Raw genomic sequence first — 22,210 nt, forward strand, 5'->3', positions numbered from 1 at the left:
AAGGATCAGCAATGGGCGGGGCAGGGGTGCTACGCGGCGAAGGCGCGCTATCGGAGCTCCGGAGGATCTAGTAGGTCGTCTGGGGCTGAACGTTCGCGCCGTCGATAGAAACCTGGGTGAACACGAGAGCGCCGTTGACTACCTCGGGGGAGGACAGGGTGATCTGCGCGTTCTCAACGACGCGGTCGACGTCCTTGATGTTGCGGGTGGCGGTGCCGTGGGCGATCTCGTCGGTCCACTCGTCCCAGGTGATCTTCTCGGCGACGTCGTTCTTGTCCTTGCAGTTCAAGACAATCGTGTTGGGCTTGTGCTCCGCCTCGGTCTCGCAGTTGATGAACAGTGGGGTGCCATCGGCGGCGGCATTCGCAGCGGCGCGCTCGGCGGTGGTGGTGGCCTCGGCGGACGCATTCGCGTCGGTGACGTTGGTCGCGGACGCCGTGGCGGTGCCCCCAGTCTGGCCGGCGTCCGGCAGGGAGTTCGGGTTCTGGCTGGTCGCGGTGTCGACCTTCTGGGCAGAGTCCTGCTGGTGCGGCGGGGAGCAGGCGGTCACGCCGAAAGCGGCGGCGGCAGCAAGAGCGAGGGCGGCAACCTGGCGGGGAGTGCGGGTAGTCACTGCGGGGTCCTTATGGGGTTGGGGGTTAGGTGAAGCGTCGATAAGCGTTGAGTGCTTGATTAGTTCGCGCGCGGGGTCTTGGCCTTAACCGAATCATACGGGTTCGCGGAGACGATCGTGACCGAAATCTCGCGGCCGTTCGGGGCGGTGTAGGTGCGGGTTTCGCCTTCGGTGGCTCCGAGGACGGCGGCGCCGAGGGGGGACTGCTCGGAGTAGGTCTCCAGGTCCTTGTTGTCGGTGGACGCGGCGCGGGTGCCGATCAGGAAGGTCTCCTTATCGTCCTCGTCGCCGTCGTAGTAGACGTGTACGACGGAGCCGACGACGGCCATGCCTTCGACCATGCCGGAACGCTCGGTGGTGGAATTGGCCAGCAGCTCGGAGATCTGCTTGATGCGGGCTTCTTCCTGGTCCTGCTGCTCGCGTGCGGCGTCGTAACCGGCGTTTTCCTTGAGGTCGCCCTCTTCGCGGCGCTCGTTGATCTCAGCGGCGATCACCGGGCGGTTGTCGATGAGCTGCTGCAGCTCGCCCTCGAGCTTCGCCTTCATTTCCGGGGTGATGTACTGCTGCTGCTTTTCAGCCATGGAGTTCGCTCGTTTCCTCACGTTCGTTTAAATAGACGTTCGGAATCGTAACATGAGCATCGCTTATCGACGCCTCCTACCTCGCCTCCACGTACTCTTCCCCCGCGTCGAGGAACGACGGGATTGTGGTGGAGCATCCGTACACTCCGCCTGAGACCGGGATGTCGCGGACGGGGATGTCCACGTACATGCGTGTCTGCTCCTCGCCGCCGCCGGGGAGGACGACGTCGCGGCGCCCGATCTCGGCTCTCTCGTAGTTGAGGGAGGTGATGATGCAGTAGCCGGGGACATCGGGGTCGTTTCGGGAGACGTCGAACCAGACGCGGGACGTGGTGTCGTCGATACGCTCGTGCGCGACGAGGCTCGCCGAAATGGGTTCCGCGCGGCGCTGCGTGATGTAGCGGCCGACGAAGACGAGGATGAGCACAAGAAACAGGACGCTGACGACAGCGATGATCTTGCCGACCGTGCGGGACGGGGCGGCATCGGCGGGGGTGGCGGCGGTGCTGCCGTAGCGGGTGCGCGAGCTGCCGGTGCGCTCGCCGCGGCTCTTCGGGGATGAAGCGGGCTTGGCCACGGTGGATGCTCTTTCTCGTCGGGTGAGGTACTAAACTTGTTTCGCGATCAACCTTAACCCCAAGTAGAGGTGGAACACTAAGTGACCGGATACCGCTTGCTGGCCATCCACGCGCACCCGGACGACGAGTCCAGCAAGGGCGCCGCGACGATGGCGAAATACGCCCACGAGGGCAACCGCGTGAAGGTGCTCACCTGCACCGGCGGGCAGCGCGGCGACATCCTCAACCCGGCGATGGATAAGCCGGGGATCATCGAGCGGATGACGGAGATTCGCCGCGAAGAGATGGCGGCGGCCGCGGCAGCTCTGGGCGTCGAGCACGAATGGCTGGGCTACGAGGACTCCGGCTTGCCCGAAGGTGACCCGCTGCCCCCGCTTCCGCAGGGCTGCTTCGCCCTCGAGGACCCCGTCGAGGTGGCCAAGGTGCTCGTGGCCAAGATCCGCGAGTTCCGCCCGCATGTGATCATCACCTACGACGAGAACGGCGGCTACCCGCACCCGGACCACATCATGGTGCACACAATCTCGATGATCGCGTGGGAGGAAGCCGGCAACCCCGACTTCGTGCCCGAGGCAGGGGAGCCGTGGACGCCGCTGAAGCTCTACTACAGCCACGGCTTCGTGGCACAGCGCATGCGTCTTCTGCATGACCGGCTTATCGACGAAGGCAAGCCCAGCCCCTACGAACCCATGCTCAAGCGCTGGGAGGAGAACGCCTCCGACATCATGCGGCGTGTGACTACCCAGGTGGAGTGCAGCGAGTATTTCCCCAACCGCGCGGAAGCTCTGACCGCCCACGCCACCCAAATCGACCCGGCCGGCGCGTTTTTGGCCAGCCCTGTCGAAGTCCAGCAGGAAGTGTGGCCGACCGAGGAATTCGAGCTGGCGCAGACCCGCGTTCAGACCGCGTTGCCGGAGACTGATTTGTTCGCCGGCATCGGCAGCGCCGAAGCGGCCGACGCGAAGGCCGAAACAGTTGCCGGACCTACTGCCGAAAGTGAAGGAGAGCGACAGTGACGTTGGGAGCGACGTTGGGAGAGACGTTCGGTATCGATGCTTTAGGCCCCTCGGCTTCCCAGGCGGTTGTAGTGCTTGCACAGCAGATGAATAAAGACGCGCCGGTCGGACCGGAGTTCGGCAAAGCAGAGCCGATCGGCGCGCTCATCGTCGTGTGCCTGATGGTGGTCATCCTGCTAATCGGGTGGGCGTTCCACCGCCGTTACTCGCGCTTCCTGCGCCGCAAGCGGTTCGCGGAAGAACGCGGCTTGGACGTGTTCGACGAGAAGGCTGTCGACGAAGCCATGGCAGCCGAAGGGCTCCTGGACCGCCGTAAGAAGACGTTTTTCTAGGTACCTCCCGGAAACGGGGCGGGGTGCCCGGCTCGGTTGTGCCCAGATCTGGCTCGCCGGATCGCGGTGGCTCGACCACTCGACCGGAGTAAACTGGAGCGCGTGACTATGCTCGACCGACTTCTGTACCCGCTCTACGAGAAGCGGTTGAAGCGCGAACTCCAAGGCGTGAAGCGTCCGAAGCACATCGCCGTGATGGCGGACGGCAACCGGCGCTGGGCGCGCGAAGCCGGCTTCGAGGACATCTCCCACGGGCACCGCGTCGGGGCGGCCAAGATCGGGGAGCTGGTGCAGTGGTCGGCGGAGATGGGCGTCGAGGTCGTGACCATCTACCTGCTGTCCACCGAGAACCTCTCGCGCACCGAAGAAGAGGTGCAGCTGCTCTACGACATCATTTCGGGTGTTGTCGACGAGCTCTCGGGAGACGGTTACGAGGCGCGCATCCGCCTCGTCGGGCACCTCAACCTGCTGCCGGAGAAGGTGGCCAACCGCATGCGCTCAGCGGCGGCTGCCACGGAGGACAAGACCGGCATCGTGGTCAACATCGCTGTGGGCTACGGCGGGCGCCAGGAGATCGTGGACGCCGTGAAGAATTTCATCGACGCCAAAGTCTCGGAGGGAGTTCCCGCAGAAAAGCTTGCCGACGGCGTCTCCGTCGAATCCCTCTCCGCCCACCTCTACACCTCCGGTCAGCCGGACCCGGATTTGGTGATCCGCACCTCAGGAGAGCAGCGACTTTCAGGCTTCCTCCTGTGGCAGTCGGCGTACTCGGAGATCTGGTTCACCGACACGTACTGGCCGGCCTTCCGCAAGATCGACTTCCTGCGTGCGCTGAGGGACTACTCGCAGAGGTCGAGGAGGTTTGGGAAGTAAGCGTCGATAAGCGACTGCTCCTTACATTTTGCGCATGCGCACGCGCTGAACCGAATGGTCCGCTGCTTTTGAGAGGACGAGCGACGCGCGCACTCTGGTCGGCTGAATATTCTCCACAAGGTTCGGTAGGTTGATCGTCTGCCAAATCCGGCGGGCCTCCACGGCAGCCGCCTCGTCGCTCAAGTCCGCGAACCGCGCGAAGTGCGCCCCCGGCCGGCGGAACGCCGTGTTCTTCAGTTTGATGAAACGGTCGATGTACCACTTCTCAATATCCTGCGTGCGCGCGTCCACGTACACCGAGAAATCGAACAGATCCGACACCATGAGCGTCGGGCCCGTCTGAAGGACGTTGAGGCCCTCGAGGATCAGAATGTCCGGGTGGTCGACCACCTGGTACTCGCCGGGGATGATGTCGTACGCGTCGTGCGAGTAGACGGGAGCTTTGACGTTATCGCGCCCCGCCTTGACCTCGGTGACGAAACGCAGCAGGTCGCGCCGGTTGTACGACTCCGGGAAGCCCTTGCGCGACATCAAATTCCGCGCGCGCAGCTCTTCGGCGGGCAGTAGGAAACCGTCCGTGGTGACAAGGTCCACCCGCGGGTGCGAATCCCACCGCTGCAAAAGCGCCTGCAGGACGCGCGCCGTCGTCGACTTGCCCACCGCGACCGACCCCGCGATGCCGATGATGAAAGGCACGTGCCCCGGATTCTCCCCGAGAAACGTTTCCGTGACAGCCGTGAGCTTCTGCCGCGCGCGGATCTGCAGGTGGATGAGACGCGACAGCGGCAGGTAGATGTCAGCGACCTCCTGCAAATCCATGCTCTCGCCGATGCCGAGGAGCTGTTCCAGATCGGCTTCGTCAATAACTTGCGGCATGTGTGCGCGGCGTTCGCGCCACGCGTCGCGCGGAAAATCCAGGTACGGGCTCGGGTCAGCGGGTCGCGGCATGCGCTCCATTGTTGCACCTGTGGGTGCGTGGCTCTGCGTGAAGGGCCGTGTCTAAAGTGAAGTGGTGCATACTGGCGCACAACAGCCGTACCGAAAGGAACACCGGAACATGTCTGAAGACTTCCGCTACCAAGACCTCGCTTCGCTCGACCCAGACGTATACGAGCAGATCCTCGGGGAGGTGTCCCGCCAGCGCAACACGCTGGAGATGATCGCGTCGGAGAACTTCGTTCCGCGCGCCGTGCTGCAGGCTCAGGGCTCGGTCCTGACCAACAAGTACGCGGAGGGCTACCCGGGCCGCCGCTACTACGGTGGCTGCGAGAACGTCGACATCATCGAGGACATCGCGCGCGACCGTGCGAAGTCGCTTTTCGGTGCCGAGTACGCCAACGTCCAGCCGCACTCCGGTGCCCAGGCGAACGCAGCCGTCCTCCACGCCCTGATCAAGCCGGGCGACACGATCATGGGTCTGTCCCTCGCGCACGGCGGTCACCTCACCCACGGCATGAAGATCAACTTCTCCGGCCGCCTGTACAACGTCGTGGCGTACGAGGTGGACCCGGAGACCATGCTCATCGACATGGACAAGGTCCGTGAGCTGGCGCTGGAGCACCGTCCGCAGGTGATCATCGCCGGCTGGTCCGCCTACCCGCGCACCGTGGACTTCGCGGCGTTCCGCGCGATTGCCGACGAGGTCGGCGCGTACCTGTGGACCGACATGGCGCACTTCGCGGGGCTCGTCGCAGCCGGCCTGCACCCGTCGCCGGTCCCGCACTCGGACGTCGTGTCCACCACCATCCACAAGACGCTCGGTGGCCCGCGCTCCGGCATGATCCTGGCGAAGCAGGACTACGCCAAGCAGCTCAACTCCGCTGTCTTCCCCGGCCAGCAGGGTGGCCCGCTGATGCACGTCGTCGCGGCGAAGGCCACCGCGCTGAAGATCGCGGGCACCGAGGAGTTCAAGAACCGCCAAGAGCGCACGCTCGAGGGCGCACGCATCCTCGCTGAGCGCCTCACCGCCTCCGACTGCAAGGAGGTCGGCGTGGACGTGCTCACCGGCGGAACCGACGTGCACCTCGTGCTTGCGGACCTGCGCAACTCCGAGCTGGATGGCCAGCAGGCGGAGGATCTGCTCCACGAAGTGGGCATCACCGTCAACCGCAACGCCGTGCCGAACGACCCGCGTCCACCGATGGTCACGTCCGGTCTGCGCATCGGTACCTCGGCGCTGGCGACCCGCGGTTTCGATCAGGCCGCATTCACCGAGACGGCAGACATCATCGGCACCGCTCTCGCCCAAGGTAAGAATGCGGATGTGGAGGGGCTGCGGAGGCGCGTCGATAAGCTGGCCGCGGACTTCCCGCTCTACCCGGGCCTCGAAGACTGGAAGATGCTCTAGTCTTCTGTGCTCCGCTCCTCGGCGTGAATGCGGCGGGCTTCTGACAGCCATGCCGGCTGATCGCTGAGGAGCTCTCTGATTTCCTGCGTGGTCAGCGGCTTATCCATGCCGTTCTTCTTCAGTGCCGTGATGCTGATGCCCAGCTTGCGCGCCACTTCGGGGCGGGGGTGCGGACCCTCGGCGCGCAGCTTCACCAACCACTCCGGCGGCGTGTCCTGCAGCTCGCGCAGCTGCGCGTGGGTGACGCCGCCATCCTGGAATTCCTGCGGAGTCGCGGGCAGATAGATTCCCAGTTTCTTCGCGGCGGTGGCGGGCTTCATCGCTGTGCTTGACGGCTGTTCGCTCATGCCCAAACGGTAGCATCGTGGCATGCTGCGCCTCGCCTTCGTCACCGGAACCGAACCAGGGAAATGGTTCGCGCGCTACCGCGACACCACGGATCACGGGCTCGAGGAAATTCCCAGCGACGACCCGTTCGCATCGCTTATCGACGGCTCCGCCGACCTCGCCCTCCTCCGCCTCCCCGACCCCCGCGTCGGCGCCCCGGGGGAGCGGTTCCACCAAGTTCAGCTCTACGCGGAGAAACCCGGTGTAGCTGTGCCCAAAGACTCCGTTTACGCCGAGGTGGGGGAGGCCGTTCGCCTTTCGGACCTCGCCGGGGAGCACGTCAATTACCGCTTCGAGGCAGCCCGCGCGGGAAGCGGCGCCGCAGGTGTGGGTGCGGACGGCGATAGCTCGACCGAGACGGGCAACCGTGACGGAGCAGACGACAATACCGCGGCTCTGCCTGCATCCGGTGGGTCCATCGACGAGCTACGCGCGGCATTGCAAGTGGTGGCGGCGAACGTCGGTATCGCTTTCGCCCCGGCACCGCTGCTCAAGGTGCTGTCGAAGAAGCAGGTCGTTGTGCTCGAACTGCTTGATTCCGAGGTGGAAGACAGGGCAGGGGGCGCGGAAGAAGGCTCCGCGACAGAAGGCTCCGCGACGCGCATCGGGTTGGTGTGGGAAGTGGAGAAAGACTCGGTTGCGATCCAGGACTTCGTGGGTGTGGCGAAGGGGAGGACGCGGAACTCTTCGAGGGGCGCCGAGACGCAGAAAGCAGGGCGCGGGCGTACGGAAGCGAACCGTAAAGTTAAAGGCAAAAACAGTGGCCAGCGCAAGGGGTTTGGGTCAAAACACCCCAAAAAGGGGGTGAGGAAAACTCGGAGGTAAAGCAAAGTTTGCATAATGGTGAACGGACAACATTAGAAATTGTTTACGAAGGGATACTCAAAACATGAACCGCAAGTTTGCTGCATCTGCCGCCGCGATCGCTCTGTCCGCTAGCTTGGTCGCTTGCTCCAACGACGAGGGCGAGGTCACCGAGGTCGAGGCGACCGAGACCGACACTGCTACCGTCACCTCCGCGACCGCAGAGGGCGATACCGCAACTGAGTCCGCTTCCGAGTCTGCAGACGCTTCTGACGCTGCTGCCGCTGACGGCGAGACCACCGAGATCACCACTCAGGATGGCGAGAAGGTCGTCGTTCCGGCAGCCGCCGCTAACGCTCCGGGGGAGCTCGGCCTGGGCAACTGGGGCGACCCGTTCAACGTTGAGACCACTGAGGACGGCGCAACGCTCATCGAGTACGACGCTGAGAAGAACATCGTTTACTCCGAGGAGACGGGTGCTGTGCCGGTTGTCGGCGAGATCGCCAAGACTTGGAAGAAGGACGGCGGCCTGAAGAACGAAATCGGTCTGCCGCTGAAGGCTGAGGACAAGCGCTCCGACGACAACGGCTGGATCCAGGAGTTCCAGAACGGCACCATCGAGTGGCTCGAGGAGAACGGCGAGTTCACCGCTAAAATCAGCTAATGACCTGCACGATTGAGGTTTAACGGAAGTTAACCTTACATCGATGTAATTTACACCTTGCTCCCTTAGTGTGGCGGGTGTCAGGCACCGAGAGGAACGGTCCTGACTACCAGCAACCGCAATAGGGGAGCAAGTTCATGTTTGACCCTTCTGTTAGCCAACTTGACACTGCCGGCGCTCGATCGACTCGGATGGAAAGCGCGGGCCGCAATCCGGAGCAACTCACCTCGCCTACCGCATTGAAAACGTACGTGCTCGACACGTCGGTTCTCTTGTCCGATCCGTGGGCGTTGAGGAAGTTCGCGGAGCACAGCGTTGTCCTCCCGCTCGTGGTGGTCACCGAACTCGAGCAGAAACGTCATCACCCAGAGCTTGGCTGGTTCGCCCGCCAAGCTCTTCGCTTTTTGGAGGACCTGCGCCAGGACTACGACCGGCTGGATGAGCCTATGCCTGTCAACGTTGACGGCGGCACCGTCCGGGTGGAGCTGAACCACCAGGACCAGTCGAATCTTCCTGCCGCGCTGCGGGGGCCGGAGAACGACAACCGCATTCTGGCCTGCGCCTACAACTTCATGCAGGAGGGCAAGGACACCGTTTTGGTGACCAAGGATGTGCCGCTGCGTGTGAAGGCGGGCGCGGTCGGTTTGGCGGCGCAAGAGTACCGTGCGCAGGACGTTGTGCTGACCGGCTACACGGGAATGGCTGAGCTGGAGGTCTCCGGGGAAGAGATCGACGAGCTGTACGCCACGGGGTTCGCGGCCGTCGACACAGGCGACCTCCCGGTGCACTGCGGGTTGACGCTGAATGCGGGCTCGCAGTCAGCACTTGCTCGCGTTGCGCCGAGCGGCGGTGTGAAGCTGGTGCGCGGCGACACCGACGCATTCGGGTTGTCCGGCAGGAGCGCGGAGCAGCGGGTCGCGCTCGATCTGCTTCTCGACGACACCGTCGGCATCGTCTCCATCGGCGGCCGCGCCGGAACCGGTAAGTCGGCGCTTGCGTTGTGTGCGGGACTGGAGTCGGTCTTGGAGCGCGGGGAGCACAAGCGCATCATCGTGTTCCGCCCGCTGTATGCGGTGGGCGGCCAGAACCTGGGCTACCTGCCGGGCGACGAGATGGAGAAGATGAACCCGTGGTCCCAGGCCGTGTACGACACTTTGGAGGGTGTCGTGTCGGACAACGTGTTGGAGGAAGTCGCCGCACGTGATCTGCTTGAGGTGCTGCCTCTCACGCATATCCGCGGGCGCTCGCTTCACGACGCGTTCGTCATCGTCGACGAAGCCCAATCCCTCGAGCGCAACGTTTTGCTGACGGTGCTCTCTCGACTCGGCCGTGGCTCTCGCGTGGTGCTCACCCATGATGTCGCGCAGCGCGACAACCTGCGGGTGGGGCGCCATGACGGGGTGCAGGCGGTGATCGAGAAGCTGAAGGGGCAGGATCTGTTCGCCCATGTCACGTTGACGCGCTCTGAGCGTTCGCCGATTGCCGAACTGGTCACCGACCTGCTCGAGGATCACGCCTAGGCGGGTGATTCACAGGCAGAGGAAGGCGGTTGTACGATGGTCGCCATGTCGAATCGCGATTTCAGGATCCGCCCCATCCGGCCTGAGGACTACCCGCAGGTCCGCGACATCTACGAATCGGGTCTGGGGACAGGCCACGCTTCGTACGAGACTGAGGGGCCGACGTGGGCGAAGTTTGCCACGAACAAGTTCATCGAGACCGTTTTCGTCGCCGTCGAAGCGGACAACGACGAGAAGGTGCTCGGTTGGGTCGCCGCCGCCCAGGCATCCACACGCTCCGTGTTCCACGGGGTTGTGGAGGACTCGATCTACACCCACGAGGATGCCCGCGGCCGCGGTGTGTCCGGTGCCCTGTTAGACAAGCTCATCCAGACGTGCAAGGACCTGAACAAGTGGGCCATCCACTCGTGGATCTTCCCGGAGAACGAGGGCTCCGCTGGACTTCATGTGTCCCGCGGCTTCGTCAAAGTGGGCACGTACCACCAGATGGCCAAGATGACCTACGGTGAGCTGGCCGGCACGTGGCGCGACACGGATATCTACGAGCTGCTGCTGCCGAAGCCGGGCAAGAAGCCCGCCGCTGAAATGAATGCGGAAGTGGAAACGAAAGCGGAGGTAGAGGCGGAATAGCGCACACCGCCCACACGGACCAAAAAGCCCGTTGCTGGACCCCACCAGCAACGGGCTTAATGCGTGACACCGCCCCCAGAAATTACTCCACGGTCTCCTTCAGCGTGTCCTCGCGCACCGGGAGGAGGAGTAGGGCTGCTGCGACCACCAAGGGGATGAGCAGCACGAAGATGGGGGTCAAACCGTCGTTGTAGGAGGTGGCGATGGCGTCGTGAAGCGGCTGCGGCAATTGGTTGACCACGCCCGGCGTCATGGATTGGGTGCCGCCGCCCTGGAAGGCCTCGGCGTATCTCGCGCCTTCCGGGCCGAGCTGCGCGAGCGCTTCCGGCAGCCTGTCCTCCATGTTCTTCTGCATGTTGTGGATGAAGACGGTGCCCACGACGGACGCGCCGACGGACATGCCGATCTGGCGGAAGAAGTTGTTGGCGGCCGTCGCGGTGCCCACGACAGAAATGGGGAAGGAGTTCTGGACAATGAGGATGAGGACCTGCATGACCATGCCCAGACCGAAGCCGTAGATGAAGATGTAGAAGCCGAGGGTCAGAAGGTCCGTATCCACGGTGAGGCGCGACAGCAGGAAGCAGCCCACGGCGACGACGCCGAGACCCACGATCGGGTACGCCTTGTAGTGCCCGCTGCGGCTGATCAAGGCGCCGATGCCGATGGAGGTGATGATCATGCCGCCGACCATCGGGATCATCATGAGGCCGGCCTCGGTCGGGGTCATGGAGTGGACCATCTGCAGGTACGTCGGCAGGTAGGCCATCACGCCGGTCATGGAGATGCCCAGCACGACACTGGCTGCGGTGGTGAGCGCCATGTTGCGGTTGGTGAACAGGTGCATGGGCACGAGCGGGTCGGTGGCGCGCAGCTCAACTACCACGAAGAGGGCTGCGGCGATAGCCGAGGTGACCAGCAGGCCGATGATGCGGGCGGAACCCCACGGGTACTGTAGGCCGCCCCAGGTGGTGGCGAGGATGAGTGTGGACGTCGCCACGGCCATCAGCGACGCACCGAGCCAGTCGAAGCGGAAGTTATCCCGGTGGCCCTTGGACAGGTCGAGGACGATCGACGCGACAGTGATGGCGAGCAGACCAAGCGGGATGTTCATCCACAGACCCCAGCGCCAGCCCGGGCCGTCGGTGAACCAGCCGCCGAGCACGGGGCCGAGAACCGAGGAGATGCCGAAGACAGCACCCATCACGCCCATGTACTTGCCGCGTTCGCGGGCAGGTACGACCTCGGCGATGATGGCCTGGGAATTGATCATCATGCCGCCGGCACCGAAGCCTTGGACGGCGCGGCCAATGATCAGCAGGGTCATGGTGTTGGCGAAGCCGCCGAGGGTGGAGCCGATGACGAAGAAGGCGATGCCGGAGATGTAGAACCACTTGCGGCCGAGACCGTCGCCAAGCTTGCCGTAGATGGGCAGCGCGATGGTCATGGTGACCATGAACGCGGAGATGACCCAGCTCATGTGCTCGACGCCGCCGAGCTCGCCGACGATGGTGGGCAGGGCGGAGGAGAAGATCATCTGCCCGAGCGAGCTCATCAGCATGGTGATCAGCAGCGCGGTGAAGACGAGCCCGATGTTAGGGCCCTTTTCCTTGGTTTCTACCATTCGAGTTTCCTTGCGAGGTCGGTGATGAACGCCGCGGCGCTGCGGACGTTGTCGCGCAGGTCGTGGTCGGGGTCGGAGAATTCGGGGTTGAAGGCGGAGATGCTCACCGCGTTTTGGACGAGTTCGACGATGGCGTGGATTTCGGCGATGGCGGGGCGTTCGGGTGCCAACCGGTCTTCAGGGTAGCGTTCGAAATGCTCCTCAAGCGCGTCGGCGATGGCGAGGAGTGTGGCCCGCCGCCGGGCGAGCGCGATGTTCGCCAGCGACGGGTTCGCGGCAAAGATACGGCGGCGCCGTTCGAGAGTGGCGCGGTCCGGCTTCTCGGCGTCGGTGAGGCTGGTTTCGGAGATGATGAGAGCGACGAGGTTGTCTGCCTGCGTCTCGGCGATGCGCCGCAGCGCGTCGTCGGTGACGGTGAGAGGCGCCGGGCCGAGGACGGCCTCGTCTTTGCTCTCCATGTAGTTGAAGAAGGTGCGCCGGGAGATGCTGGCTTCAGCGCAGATGTCCTCGACGGTGATGTTGTCGAATCCGTGTTGTTCGACGAGGTCCGTCGCGCTGTCGATGATTCGCCGGCGCGTTTCCTCCCGTCTTTTCGCTCTTTCCACGAGCAGCTAGATTACACCGAGTGCAAAAAAGTGCAAGATCGCGCTTATCGACGCTCCCTTGAATCCCAAAAACCCTGACAGCGTTGCACTGCCAGGGTGTGGATGCCTCCCCGCAGCGCCACAGGGAGCTGCGAGGGAAGCGGGGGATTCGAGCGCGCCGAGGCGCGCGGGAATCTTAGTTGCGGTCGGTGTTGGCCATGTCCAGGACGTTGAGGCGGCGGTCCAGCTCTTCCTCGGTGAGGTCGTCGCCGATGAAGCCCAAGTCGATGACGGTCTGGCGGATCGTCTTGCCTTCCTTCAGGGCGGTCTTAGCCACCTTCGCGGCGTTCTCGTAACCGATGGCGGAGTTCAGCGGGGTCACGATGGACGGGGAGGACTCGGCGAGGGTCTGCATGCGCTCGACGTTGGGCTCGATGCCGTCGACAAGCTTGGTGGCGAACTGACGTGCCGTGTTGGCCAGCAGACGTGCGGACTCGAGGACGTTACGTGCCATGACCGGGATGAACACGTTGAGCTCGAACTGGCCCTGGGTGCCGGCGAACGCGACAGCGGCGTCGTTACCGATGACCTGGGCGGAGACCTGAGTAGCGGTCTCGCACAGGACCGGGTTGACCTTGCCCGGCATGATGGAGGAGCCCGGCTGGAGGTCCGGCAGGTGGATCTCGGCGAAGCCGGTCAGCGGGCCGGAGCCCATGAGGCGGATGTCGTTGGCGATCTTGTACAGGGAGACTGCGACGGAGCGCATTGCTCCGGAGAATTCGACGAGGCCGTCGCGGTTGGCCTGCGCCTCGAAGTGGTTCTCGGCCTCGGTGAGCTCCTGGACGCCGGTGAGGTTCTTGAGTTCCTCGGTGACCTTCGCGCCGAAGTCGGCCGGGGTGTTCAGACCGGTGCCCACGGCGGTGCCGCCGATCGGCAGTTCACCCAGGCGCGGGAGAGTGGCCTTGACGCGTGCGATGCCGAGCTCAATCTGGCGTGCGTAACCGGAGAACTCCTGGCCGAGGGTGACCGGGACAGCGTCCATGAGGTGGGTGCGGCCGGACTTGACCACGTCCTTCCACTCGTTGGCCTTCTTCTCCAGGGACTCCTGCAGGACCTTCAGGCCCGGGATGAGGTCGTTGACTGCAGCTTCGGTGGCGGCGACGTGCGTCGCGGTCGGGAACGTGTCGTTGGAGGACTGGCCCATGTTCACGTCGTCGTTCGGGTGGACCTCCACGCCGTTCGCCTTGGCGATGGACGCGATGACCTCATTGGTGTTCATGTTCGACGAGGTGCCCGAACCGGTCTGGAACACGTCGATCGGGAACTCGTCGTTGTGCTGGCCGTCTGCGATCTCCTTCGCGGCGGCTACGATCGCGTCAGCCTTGGCTGCGTCGAGGTCGCCGGATGCCTTGTTCACGGTCGCGCAGGCAGCTTTGAGCAGGCCGAGTGCGCGGATCTGCTGTGCCTCGAGCCCGCGGCCGGAAATGGGGAAGTTCTCCACCGCGCGCTGGGTCTGTGCGCGCCACAGGGCCTGAGCGGGCACCTTCACTTCACCCATGGTGTCGTGCTCGATGCGGTATTCCTGATCAGCCATAATCATCCTTTGCGTTCGTCGCGTGCACGTCCTCGGGTGGTGCCGGTAAGGGCGCGTGCCCGAGCGTGCCTTTCCACCCGCAATTATGCCCAACCGGGGGTTGAGAGGGGCCGAAAAGACCGAAAGTCGCCCCCGCATTGAGGGGGCGACGTGGAGGCGGCGGTGCCGCTGCTTCCGTATGTCCGAGTCGTAGCGGAATCGCTCTAGTTGCCCGGGCCGGAGTAGTCCACGACGGAGTACTCGCGGAGCTTGGTCAGCTTGTGGCGGGACTCGACGAGACGGACGGTGCCGGACTTGGAGCGCATGGCCAGGGAGCGGGTGGTGGCACCGTCGGAGCGGTAGGAGACACCGCGGAGCATGTCGCCGTTGGTCACGCCGGTGGCGGCGAAGAAGCAGTTGTCGGAGCTGACAAGGTCGTTGATGCCCAGGACGCGGTCAAGGTCGTGGCCGGCGGCGAGGACCTTCTCGCGCTCCTCGTCGGACTGCGGCGCGAGCATGCCCTGGATCTCGCCGTCGAGGCACTTGAGCGCGCAGGCGGTGATGACACCCTCCGGGGTGCCGCCGACACCCATGGCGATGTCGATGGAGTTGTTGTTGCGGGCAGCGGCGATGGCGCCGGCGACGTCGCCGTCCATGATGAAACGGACCTTCGCTCCGGCCTCACGGATCTCGGAAACCAGCTGGGAGTGGCGGGGGCGGTCGAGCACGACGACAGTGACGTCACGGGTCTCAATGCCTTTGGCCTTCGCCACAGCCTCGATGTTGTGCGACACCGGAGCAGTGATGTCGATTGCGCCGGCGGCTTCGGGGCCGACGGCGATCTTGTTCATGTAGAAGGCATCCGTCGGGTCGAACATCGTGCCGCGCTCAGCTGCGGCGATGACGGAAATGGAGTTCGGGCGTCCCTCAGCCATCAGGCGGGTGCCGTCGACGGGGTCCACGGCGATATCGAGCGCGGCACCCTGGCCGTTGCCGACGTTCTCGCCGTTGAAGAGCATCGGAGCCTCGTCCTTCTCGCCCTCGCCGATGACGATGACTCCGTCCATGTTTACGGAGTTGATCATCTTGCGCATTGCGTCGACTGCGGCGCCGTCGCCCTCGTTCTTCTTGCCGCGGCCGACCCACCGGCCGGACGCGAGCGCCGCCGCTTCGGTCACGCGAACGAGTTCCATCGCGAGGTTGCGGTCCGGAGCTTCAACGGGGTTGGACATTGTGTGCGCCTCCTGGGCATTGGGTGGGGGGGTGATTCTGCGGTGAATTTCAGTGAAATAATTCAGTGAAATGATGTCACCTCTGCACCCATTCTGGCACTTTTAGCTGGCCGGCATGTCTGGTTTCTCACCTGATTGGGGCTGATTGGGGGACGGTGGCCGTATTTCGGGCGTAATCGGGGGACATGCCATACTGGCTAGCGTGGCTAAGGAGAAACCCCGGATTTTCCAGGATGGCAGGGACATGACGATCAACGTCATTGTCATTGTGCTGCTGATGGTGGGCGCTGTCGGTTTCACCGGCATGTGCAGTTTCAACCCGGGGCGCCCGGAGAACGGGCCCGTCCAGGAGGTTGACGGCGCGACATTCATGGGCATGGAGGCACGCGCGGTAGATTTTCCGGTGCGTTTTCCGCTGATGCCGGAGGGCTGGGTGAATAACTCGGCGCGCCGCTCCACAATCGGTGAGAGCCCCGCACCGGTCGTTGGGTGGGTCACCCCGCAGGAAGGTTATCTGCAGCTCACCCAAACAGACGCGGATGTGGAGACCGCAGTCCAGCGCGTGGATTCCTCGCCGCGTGAGAAAACGGGCACGCAGCCTATCGACGCCGCTCGTGACACCTACGCCACCGTCTACACCTCCGAGGAAGCCGATGTCCGCGATCTGTGGGTCCTCGAGCTCGGAGATGTGCGCCTTCTGGTGAAAGGCGAAGCAAGTGAGGACGAGTTCCGCGAGCTGCTCGCCACTGCGATCAGAACAGAGCCGCTGCCGCACGAGGTGGCGCAGGCTCCAGCTACCTCCTAGTTCTCTCCGCCTTCACCAGAATCGTCGTTGGCTTCAGGTGCGTCCGTGTCAGCGTCAGCGGAGCCGAGGGCGGCTTCAACGCGTTGCTGGGCCCCGTCGAGAAGCACCTCGCAGCGCTTGGCCAGCGCTTCGCCGCGCTCCCAGTACTTCAGTGATTCGTCGAGGCTCATCTGGCCGAGCTCGAGGATCTTGACGGTCTCGATGAGCTCGTCGCGGGCTTGTTCGTAGCTCAAGCTGGCGGGGTCGGGGAAAGCGTCCTCGTTGGGGGTGCCTTGTCCGAAGGTGTTCTCTGCCATGGTCTTAAGTCTCCTAGCGGTTCTCGGGTGTCGTTTATTCGGAGGGGGTGGTGGACATTCCGGCGGCGGTGATGGAACCATCGCCGACGCGGATGCGCAGCTGGGACCCCGGCGGTGCCTGCGCGATGCTGGTGACCACCTGTGGCTCCGTGCCGTCGCGGGGCTGCACCTGGACAACGGCATAGCCACGCGCGAGGGTTGCGGACGGGCCGAGAGCGGACACTTGAGCGCGAAGTGCCCGGACTTCCGCGGATTCGGTGGCGAGCAGCCGGGCCACATCGCGGCGGATAGACGCGCGGGAGCGGTCGAGCTCCTCGCGGCGCAACGTGATCGGTGTGAGAGGGTTCGCCATCACTGGCCGGGAGCGCAACTGGGTCACCCCTTGCCGCTCACGGCGCACCCAGCCCCGCAGGGCGGCGGCCATGCGGGCGCGGGCCTCGCCGATGAGCTCGTATTCCGCGGCGACATCGGGGACGACGCGCTTCGCGGCATCGGTCGGGGTGGCGGCGCGCAGGTCGGCGACGTTGTCCAGCACCGGGTTGTCGGGTTCGTGGCCGATGGCGGAGACCACGGGAGTTGTCGCTGCGGCGACAGCGCGCTGAAGCACTTCCTCGGAGAAAGGAAGAAGGTCCTCGACGGATCCGCCGCCGCGGGCGATGATGATGACGTCGACGGAGGGGTCGGCATCCAGCAGCTTGAGGGCTTCGACGACCTCCGGGACTGCGTTGGCGCCCTGAACAGCGGTGTTGATCACGCGGAAGTTCACTGCGGGCCAGCGGTCTTTCGCCACCGACAGCACGTCGCGTTCGGCCGCGGAGCCCCGGCCGGTGATCAGGCCGACGCGGGTGGGCAGGTAGGGGAGGGGGCGCTTACGTGAGACGTCGAAAAGCCCCTCGGCCGCCAGCATCTTGCGCAGCTGCTCGATCTTGGCCAGCAGTTCGCCCTCGCCCACGTGGCGGATCTCCGTGACCCACATGGAGAACGACCCGCGGCCGGCGTAGAACGCGGGCTTGCCGCGCACGACGACATGGTCGCCGTCCTTGAGCGGTGTGGGCATGCTCCGCAGCAACTCCGTCGACGCGGTGAGCTGCAGACTCATCTGCTCCTGGGTGTCCCGGAGCGTCAGGTACGACAGTTTCCACGTCGGCTTCATGTTCACCTGGGTCAGCTGTCCCTCGATCCACAGCCAGCCCAGCCGCTCAATCCACTGCTTGACCGTTTGGTTGACCTGGGAGACTGACCACGGAGTTTCCGGTGTACTCGCAGGTGGTTGTCCTGCCATCAGCTAGCGCCCCCTTTCTCGTGCTGTTCATATGCCGTCCGGTGCTGCTCGAGCCAGCCAGCTTACCTTTTAGACTGCCTTTCCATTACCCTTGGTTCCATGTCCAGCACCGGAAAAAACGTCCTTCTTGCAGCCCCTCGCGGATACTGTGCCGGCGTGGACCGCGCAGTGGAAACCGTGGAGAAGGCGCTGGAGAAATACGGCACCCCCATTTACGTCCGCAAGGAAATCGTGCACAACAAGTACGTCGTGGAGACGCTGTCTCAGCGCGGCGTGATCTTCGTTGAGGAGACTGACGAGGTCCCCGAAGGTGCTCACGTGGTGTTCTCCGCGCATGGCGTGTCGCCGGCCGTGCGTGAATCGGCGCAGAAGCGCAACCTCATGGCACTCGACGCGTCATGCCCGCTGGTGACCAAAGTGCACAACGAGGTCAAGCGTTTCGCACGCGACGGTTACCACATCCTGCTCGTCGGACACGAGGGCCATGAAGAGGTGGAAGGCACCGCAGGCGAGGCTCCGGATGTGGTCCACCTCGTGGACGGCGTGGACGGCGTCGAGGCTGCACCAGACTTTCCCGAGGACCAGAAGCTTGTCTGGTTGTCCCAGACCACCCTCTCGGTGGACGAGACCATGGAAATCGTGTCGCGTCTGCGCCAGAAGTACCCCAACCTGGAGGATCCGCCGAGCGACGACATTTGCTACGCCACGCAAAACCGGCAGGTGGCAGTGAAAGCCATCGCGGAGCGCGTGGAGCTGATGATCGTGGTGGGTTCCCAGAACTCCTCAAACTCGAAGCGCTTGGTGGAAGTCGCGCTGCAAAACGGTGCCGATGCCGCCTACCTGGTGGATTACGCGCGTCAGATCGACGAGGCATGGCTCGAAGGTGTCACCACCGTCGGTGTGACATCGGGTGCGTCGGTGCCGGAGATTCTCGTGCGGGAAGTCGTCGAGTACTTGGGGGAGCGCGGCTACGACAATGTCGAGCAGGTCACCACGACCACAGAAACGATCACGTTTGCGTTGCCGCGCGATCTGCGGGCGCCGCGGACTCGGGCTTAGGGGTTATCGGGGTTATACAGGTCGTCGCTAAGCTTGCGGCTTGCTATCCGCGAGCTTCCTTCGGCGTTTTTCTGGCGCTCGGCGCGGCGGGCGAGGAGTTCCTCGACGGTGACCTTGCTCTCCGCGCTTGTGGCGCGTTGACGTGAACGGGATGCCTCGTGGCGCGTCCGCCTATTCGTCGCGCTGACACTGCGACGCTGACGCTCCTCGCGCGCGCGGATGTCCTCGTTCTGCTTCTTCAGCAGACGGATGCGCAGCAGGGCGATCAGCGTGGTGCCCAGGGCGACGAAGATGAGCACCGGGAAGTACTGCGTCAACGGGTAAACGATCAGCAGCGCTGATGTCTTGCCAAGGGATGTCTGCCCTTCCGGGAGCTGGAAATACGCGTTCAGCGTGCCCGTGAGCAGAAGGAAGAACGCGTACAGCAGCGGAATCGACGCGACGGTGAGGAAGAGCCCTTTCGGGTTCACAAATGTGGTGACGACGATTGATGCCAGCGCGAACAGAATGAGGAACGGCATGCCGACTGCCTCGTTATACAGCGCAATCAGCCCGCCGGTCACGAGCGCGGCGATGATGATGCCGATGCCGGATCCCGTGGAGAAGCCCATGAGCGTCGAGTCGGACGCGGACGAGGAGCGGGGTGAAGCATGAGACACGATGAAACATGTTACCCGCAGGCGTTGCGGGCTCGTTGTCACTCGGCTGGGCTACCCCCATTTTTCTTGCGGGGTCTCCTCCTCAGTGCGGGAAATGGCGGTGCGAGCCCGCGAAGAAACGGGATTCAGCGTAACGGGCGCAGCCGACGAATGCGCGGGAACGTCCAAATCCTTGAGTCGGCGGGCAGTCACCATGACGCGGGAGTCCATGGAGCCGAGGGTGGCGTTGAAGGCCTCGACCGCTTTGTCTAGGGAGGAGCCAAGACGGTTGTAGTGCTCGGCCATTGTGCCGAGACGCGTGTACAGCTGTGCGCCTAGACGCTGTACTTCCTGTGCTTTCTCCGCGATAGTTTCCTGTTGCCATCCGAGGCCGACGGTGCGCAGCAGCGCGAACAGGGTCGTCGGTGTGGCGAGAACGACTCCACGGGAGAATGCGAAGTCAAGCAGTTCCGGGTCCTGTTCGAGGGCGGCATCGAGGAACGGGTCCGCGGGCATGAACAGTACGACGAATTCCGGCGTCGGAGCAAACGCCTCCACATAGCTTTTCGACGCCAACGTGCCCACATGACTGCGCACCAGGTGACTGTGCCGGCGCAGATAGCCCTGCTTCTCTTCCGGGTCCTCGGTACTCAACGCATCCAGGTATGCCCCGAAAGGGACTTTCGCGTCGACGACAATGTTGCGTCCGCGGCTGAGCCGGATGACCATGTCGGGGCGCACCATCTGACCGTCGACCCAGGCGGTGGCTTGCACATCGAAATCGCAGTACCGGGTCATCCCGCCGAGTTCCACGACGCGCTCGAGCTGCATTTCGCCCCAGCGCCCCCGGGTGTTGGGGGAGCGGAGGGCGGCGACGAGCTGATCGGTCCGGTCGCCCAACCGCGTGGATGCCCGTGTGACTGCCTGCACCTGTCCGGCGAGAGCCGAGTAGGCGACTGCCCGGTCCTCGTCCATTTCGCGCAGTTGGGCGGACAATTGCTCCATGGTGTGTCCGAGACGGTCCAGTTCTCGCTGCCGCTCAGCTTCAAGTGCGCGGGTCTCGGGGGAGACCTCAGCAGGGGCGGCGGATCCTGCACCGGCCGTTTGGTCGTGGCGCGCAGAGCGCACTGAATAGAACGCTGCGCCGACAAAGGTCCCCGCCACGAAAGCGAGAACGGCTACGACAACGATCAGGATGGCGGCGGTAGCGGTGCTCATGCACCACACCATTGCACACGCCTAGGACACGTCGCCTTCGTCGCCCTTGCGTGAACCGAACGGATTTTCGAGTTTCCAGTCTTTGCGGGGACGGAGAGTGATGGATTTCACCTGCTTGACCAGGGTCGACCCTGACTTCGCGCGGGGTGAGTGCTGTTCCCTGTCCTCGTCATCTACGGCGGGTGGGGTCCACGCCCGCTGGGACAGGAGCTCTTCGCGCTCGATGTTGCTTTCGCGCTCTTCGGCCTCCGCCAAAGCGCGGCCGACATCGGTGGAGAAGGTCAGGTCGTTCGCGCTGACTTCGCCGGCATGCAGGCGGAGCATGTCCTGGATGTACCGGAACACCACTGCCAGGGTGGCAGCGACAGGGACGGCGAGGAAAGCGCCAACCAGACCGAAGAGCCCGCCGCCGACAGTGACGGAGACAAGGATGATCACCGGGTGGAGATTCATCGCGCGGGATTGCAGTAGAGGGGATAAAACGTTGCCCTCGAGCTGCTGCACGGCGATCACAATGCCCAGGACGATGAGCGCTTTAGTGAAGCCGAGGGAGACGAGCGCGATCAACACCGCCAGGGCGCCGGCGACGATCGCGCCGACAAGAGGAATGAACCCGGCCATGAAGGTGATCACGGCCAGTGTGAACGCCATGGGTACGCCGACGAGCCAGATGCCGATGCCGATGAAGATGGCGTCGATAAGCGAAACCAGCGCTTGTGCGCGAATGTATCCGCCGAGCGTTTCCCACGCGCGCGTGAGCAGCTCCGTCGCGTGCAGGCCCGCGCGGCCGCCGGTGGCGCTGCGCACCCACGGCAGGAACTTCGGTCCGTCTTTGAGGAAGAAGAAGGTGAGGACCAAAACGACGACAAGCGTGATCGACATCGAAGTCGCGGTGCTGATGCCGCTGAAAATGCCGCCGGCGATCGCGCCCGCTTTGTTCTGCATCCATGTAGCAATGTCCTGGACGATGCTGTCCAGCTGCTCTGCGTCGATGTCGAACGGGAGGGATTCCTGGTTTTGTAGCCACAGCTGCAGGCCTTGAATGCCCTGGCCCGCCTGAATGACAAGGACGCGCGAGTTGCGCAGGATGTCCGGCAAAATAATGGCCACGAAGAAGATCAGCACCGCGAAGAAAACCAGCAGCGACGACAACGCGGCGAGGGCCCCGGGGACTTTGTGCCTGCGCAGGAAATTCGTGATGGGGGACAGCACCGTGCACACGATTAGCGCGAGGATGACAGGCAGGACTCCAGCCCAGAATTTGCCGATGAGGTAGAAACACGCGCCGAGCAGGACCACGACGATGAGCGTCCGCATGGAGAACAGCGCCGCGGATTTCATCCACGTGTTCACGATGACGGAGCGGTCGACGCGGTTACTGTACTCGTGAACTTCGTCCGAGCCGGATGTCTTCGCGTCCGAGGCCTGGACCTCTTCAGCCAGTGTCTGCGCGTTGGGGGCAGCACTGTCGGTCACGGGATCCTTGCCCGCATCCGGGCGCTTCTCTGCTGAACTCACGAGCCCTATTGTGCCCTAAAGAATCAGCGTCGAGCGATG

General features: G+C 64.0%; 24 protein-coding genes. 10 read left to right on the forward strand and 14 right to left on the reverse strand.

Annotation, left to right across the window (positions count from 1 at the left end):
- Positions 1–67: 67 nt before the first annotated feature.
- The 3 genes from CZ338_RS01390 to CZ338_RS01400 all read right to left on the reverse strand — a co-directional run bounded on the left by CZ338_RS01390 (position 68) and on the right by CZ338_RS01400 (position 1,771).
- Positions 68–613 (reverse strand): hypothetical protein, encoded by a 546-nt coding sequence (locus CZ338_RS01390; protein WP_087116403.1) that lies wholly within the window; start codon positions 611–613, stop codon positions 68–70.
- Positions 614–672: 59 nt separating this feature from the next.
- The gene (greA, locus tag CZ338_RS01395) at positions 673–1,194 is read right to left on the reverse strand and encodes a transcription elongation factor GreA (protein ID WP_087116405.1); all 522 of its coding nucleotides are present in this window, start codon (positions 1,192–1,194) and stop codon (positions 673–675) included.
- Between the two features lie 76 nt (positions 1,195–1,270).
- The gene (locus tag CZ338_RS01400; RefSeq protein ID WP_087116407.1) at positions 1,271–1,771 is read right to left on the reverse strand and encodes a DUF4307 domain-containing protein; all 501 of its coding nucleotides are present in this window, start codon (positions 1,769–1,771) and stop codon (positions 1,271–1,273) included.
- A gap of 81 nt (positions 1,772–1,852) precedes the next feature.
- Between CZ338_RS01400 and mca the strand changes: the two genes are divergently transcribed.
- From mca to CZ338_RS01415, 3 genes are all read left to right on the forward strand, one after another.
- Positions 1,853–2,788, forward strand: coding sequence for a mycothiol conjugate amidase Mca (gene mca / locus CZ338_RS01405; RefSeq protein ID WP_087116409.1), 936 nt, complete (start codon positions 1,853–1,855; stop codon positions 2,786–2,788).
- The gene (locus tag CZ338_RS01410) at positions 2,785–3,120 is read left to right on the forward strand and encodes a hypothetical protein (protein WP_407919351.1); all 336 of its coding nucleotides are present in this window, start codon (positions 2,785–2,787) and stop codon (positions 3,118–3,120) included. Before mca ends, CZ338_RS01410 begins: the two co-directional genes overlap by 4 nt.
- A 108-nt stretch (positions 3,121–3,228) precedes the next feature.
- Positions 3,229–3,993 (forward strand): isoprenyl transferase, encoded by a 765-nt coding sequence (locus tag CZ338_RS01415; RefSeq protein ID WP_204211828.1) that lies wholly within the window; start codon positions 3,229–3,231, stop codon positions 3,991–3,993.
- Positions 3,994–4,014: 21 nt separating this feature from the next.
- Here CZ338_RS01415 and coaA read toward each other — a convergent pair whose 3' ends face one another.
- The gene (gene coaA, locus CZ338_RS01420) at positions 4,015–4,941 is read right to left on the reverse strand and encodes a type I pantothenate kinase (protein ID WP_087116771.1); all 927 of its coding nucleotides are present in this window, start codon (positions 4,939–4,941) and stop codon (positions 4,015–4,017) included.
- A 109-nt stretch (positions 4,942–5,050) separates the two neighbouring features.
- On the opposite strand from coaA, the gene glyA reads away from it, so the two are divergent.
- Positions 5,051–6,340 carry a serine hydroxymethyltransferase gene (glyA, locus tag CZ338_RS01425; protein ID WP_087116413.1) on the forward strand — a complete coding sequence of 430 codons (1,290 nt, stop codon included), beginning with the start codon at positions 5,051–5,053 and terminating at the stop codon, positions 6,338–6,340.
- On the opposite strand, the gene CZ338_RS01430 is transcribed toward glyA, so the two are convergent.
- The gene (locus CZ338_RS01430) at positions 6,337–6,687 is read right to left on the reverse strand and encodes a DUF5997 family protein (protein ID WP_087116415.1); all 351 of its coding nucleotides are present in this window, start codon (positions 6,685–6,687) and stop codon (positions 6,337–6,339) included. The two genes, glyA and CZ338_RS01430, sit on opposite strands and share 4 nt — an antisense overlap.
- Positions 6,688–6,709: 22 nt before the next feature.
- Here CZ338_RS01430 and CZ338_RS10935 point away from each other — a divergent pair, with 22 nt between their 5' ends.
- From CZ338_RS10935 to CZ338_RS01450, 4 genes are all read left to right on the forward strand, one after another.
- The gene (locus CZ338_RS10935; protein WP_204211798.1) at positions 6,710–7,552 is read left to right on the forward strand and encodes a LysR family transcriptional regulator substrate-binding protein; all 843 of its coding nucleotides are present in this window, start codon (positions 6,710–6,712) and stop codon (positions 7,550–7,552) included.
- 64 nt (positions 7,553–7,616) lie between these two features.
- Positions 7,617–8,195, forward strand: coding sequence for an LGFP repeat-containing protein (locus tag CZ338_RS01440; protein WP_087116417.1), 579 nt, complete (start codon positions 7,617–7,619; stop codon positions 8,193–8,195).
- A 191-nt stretch (positions 8,196–8,386) separates the two neighbouring features.
- On the forward strand, positions 8,387–9,715 hold the full coding sequence (locus CZ338_RS01445; RefSeq protein WP_087116419.1) for a PhoH family protein: 1,329 nt from the start codon (positions 8,387–8,389) through the stop codon (positions 9,713–9,715).
- Between the two features lie 45 nt (positions 9,716–9,760).
- A complete protein-coding gene (locus CZ338_RS01450) occupies positions 9,761–10,345 on the forward strand; it encodes a GNAT family N-acetyltransferase (RefSeq protein WP_087116772.1) in 585 nt (194 codons plus the stop codon).
- Positions 10,346–10,427: 82 nt separating this feature from the next.
- Here CZ338_RS01450 and CZ338_RS01455 read toward each other — a convergent pair whose 3' ends face one another.
- The 4 genes from CZ338_RS01455 to glpX all read right to left on the reverse strand — a co-directional run bounded on the left by CZ338_RS01455 (position 10,428) and on the right by glpX (position 15,355).
- Positions 10,428–11,966, reverse strand: coding sequence for an MDR family MFS transporter (locus tag CZ338_RS01455; protein WP_087116420.1), 1,539 nt, complete (start codon positions 11,964–11,966; stop codon positions 10,428–10,430).
- A complete protein-coding gene (locus CZ338_RS01460) occupies positions 11,960–12,571 on the reverse strand; it encodes a TetR/AcrR family transcriptional regulator (RefSeq protein WP_162287284.1) in 612 nt (203 codons plus the stop codon). The genes CZ338_RS01455 and CZ338_RS01460 overlap by 7 nt, the downstream gene beginning before the upstream one ends.
- A 175-nt stretch (positions 12,572–12,746) precedes the next feature.
- The gene (locus tag CZ338_RS01465; protein WP_087116425.1) at positions 12,747–14,144 is read right to left on the reverse strand and encodes a class II fumarate hydratase; all 1,398 of its coding nucleotides are present in this window, start codon (positions 14,142–14,144) and stop codon (positions 12,747–12,749) included.
- A gap of 203 nt (positions 14,145–14,347) precedes the next feature.
- Complete coding sequence (glpX, locus tag CZ338_RS01470; RefSeq protein ID WP_087116427.1) at positions 14,348–15,355, reverse strand: class II fructose-bisphosphatase; 1,008 nt, start codon at positions 15,353–15,355, stop codon at positions 14,348–14,350.
- Positions 15,356–15,557: 202 nt separating this feature from the next.
- On the opposite strand from glpX, the gene CZ338_RS01475 reads away from it, so the two are divergent.
- Positions 15,558–16,160 carry a DUF4245 domain-containing protein gene (locus tag CZ338_RS01475; protein ID WP_087116429.1) on the forward strand — a complete coding sequence of 201 codons (603 nt, stop codon included), beginning with the start codon at positions 15,558–15,560 and terminating at the stop codon, positions 16,158–16,160.
- Here the strand turns inward: CZ338_RS01475 and CZ338_RS01480 are convergent.
- Together CZ338_RS01480 and xseA are read right to left on the reverse strand one after the other, a co-directional pair.
- Positions 16,157–16,456 (reverse strand): exodeoxyribonuclease VII small subunit, encoded by a 300-nt coding sequence (locus CZ338_RS01480; protein WP_087116431.1) that lies wholly within the window; start codon positions 16,454–16,456, stop codon positions 16,157–16,159. The genes CZ338_RS01475 and CZ338_RS01480 overlap by 4 nt on opposite strands.
- 34 nt (positions 16,457–16,490) lie before the next feature.
- The gene (gene xseA, locus CZ338_RS01485; protein WP_087116433.1) at positions 16,491–17,738 is read right to left on the reverse strand and encodes an exodeoxyribonuclease VII large subunit; all 1,248 of its coding nucleotides are present in this window, start codon (positions 17,736–17,738) and stop codon (positions 16,491–16,493) included.
- Between the two features lie 99 nt (positions 17,739–17,837).
- Here xseA and CZ338_RS01490 point away from each other — a divergent pair, with 99 nt between their 5' ends.
- Positions 17,838–18,797: a 4-hydroxy-3-methylbut-2-enyl diphosphate reductase gene (locus CZ338_RS01490; RefSeq protein ID WP_087116435.1), complete on the forward strand. Its 960-nt coding sequence runs from the start codon at positions 17,838–17,840 to the stop codon at positions 18,795–18,797.
- Here the strand turns inward: CZ338_RS01490 and CZ338_RS01495 are convergent.
- The 3 genes from CZ338_RS01495 to CZ338_RS01505 are packed head-to-tail and all read right to left on the reverse strand — an operon-like array spanning position 18,794 to position 22,171.
- Positions 18,794–19,456, reverse strand: a complete 663-nt coding sequence (locus CZ338_RS01495) for a DUF6542 domain-containing protein (protein ID WP_143341227.1) — start codon at positions 19,454–19,456, stop codon at positions 18,794–18,796. The genes CZ338_RS01490 and CZ338_RS01495 overlap by 4 nt on opposite strands.
- Positions 19,457–19,507: 51 nt before the next feature.
- Positions 19,508–20,653, reverse strand: coding sequence for a DNA recombination protein RmuC (locus tag CZ338_RS01500; protein ID WP_087116439.1), 1,146 nt, complete (start codon positions 20,651–20,653; stop codon positions 19,508–19,510).
- A 21-nt stretch (positions 20,654–20,674) separates the two neighbouring features.
- A complete protein-coding gene (locus CZ338_RS01505) occupies positions 20,675–22,171 on the reverse strand; it encodes an AI-2E family transporter (RefSeq protein WP_407919352.1) in 1,497 nt (498 codons plus the stop codon).
- Positions 22,172–22,210 lie beyond the last annotated feature (39 nt).

Origin of the sequence: Corynebacterium urinipleomorphum (genome assembly GCF_900155535.1) — a bacterium.
Taxonomy (GTDB): domain Bacteria; phylum Actinomycetota; class Actinomycetes; order Mycobacteriales; family Mycobacteriaceae; genus Corynebacterium; species Corynebacterium urinipleomorphum.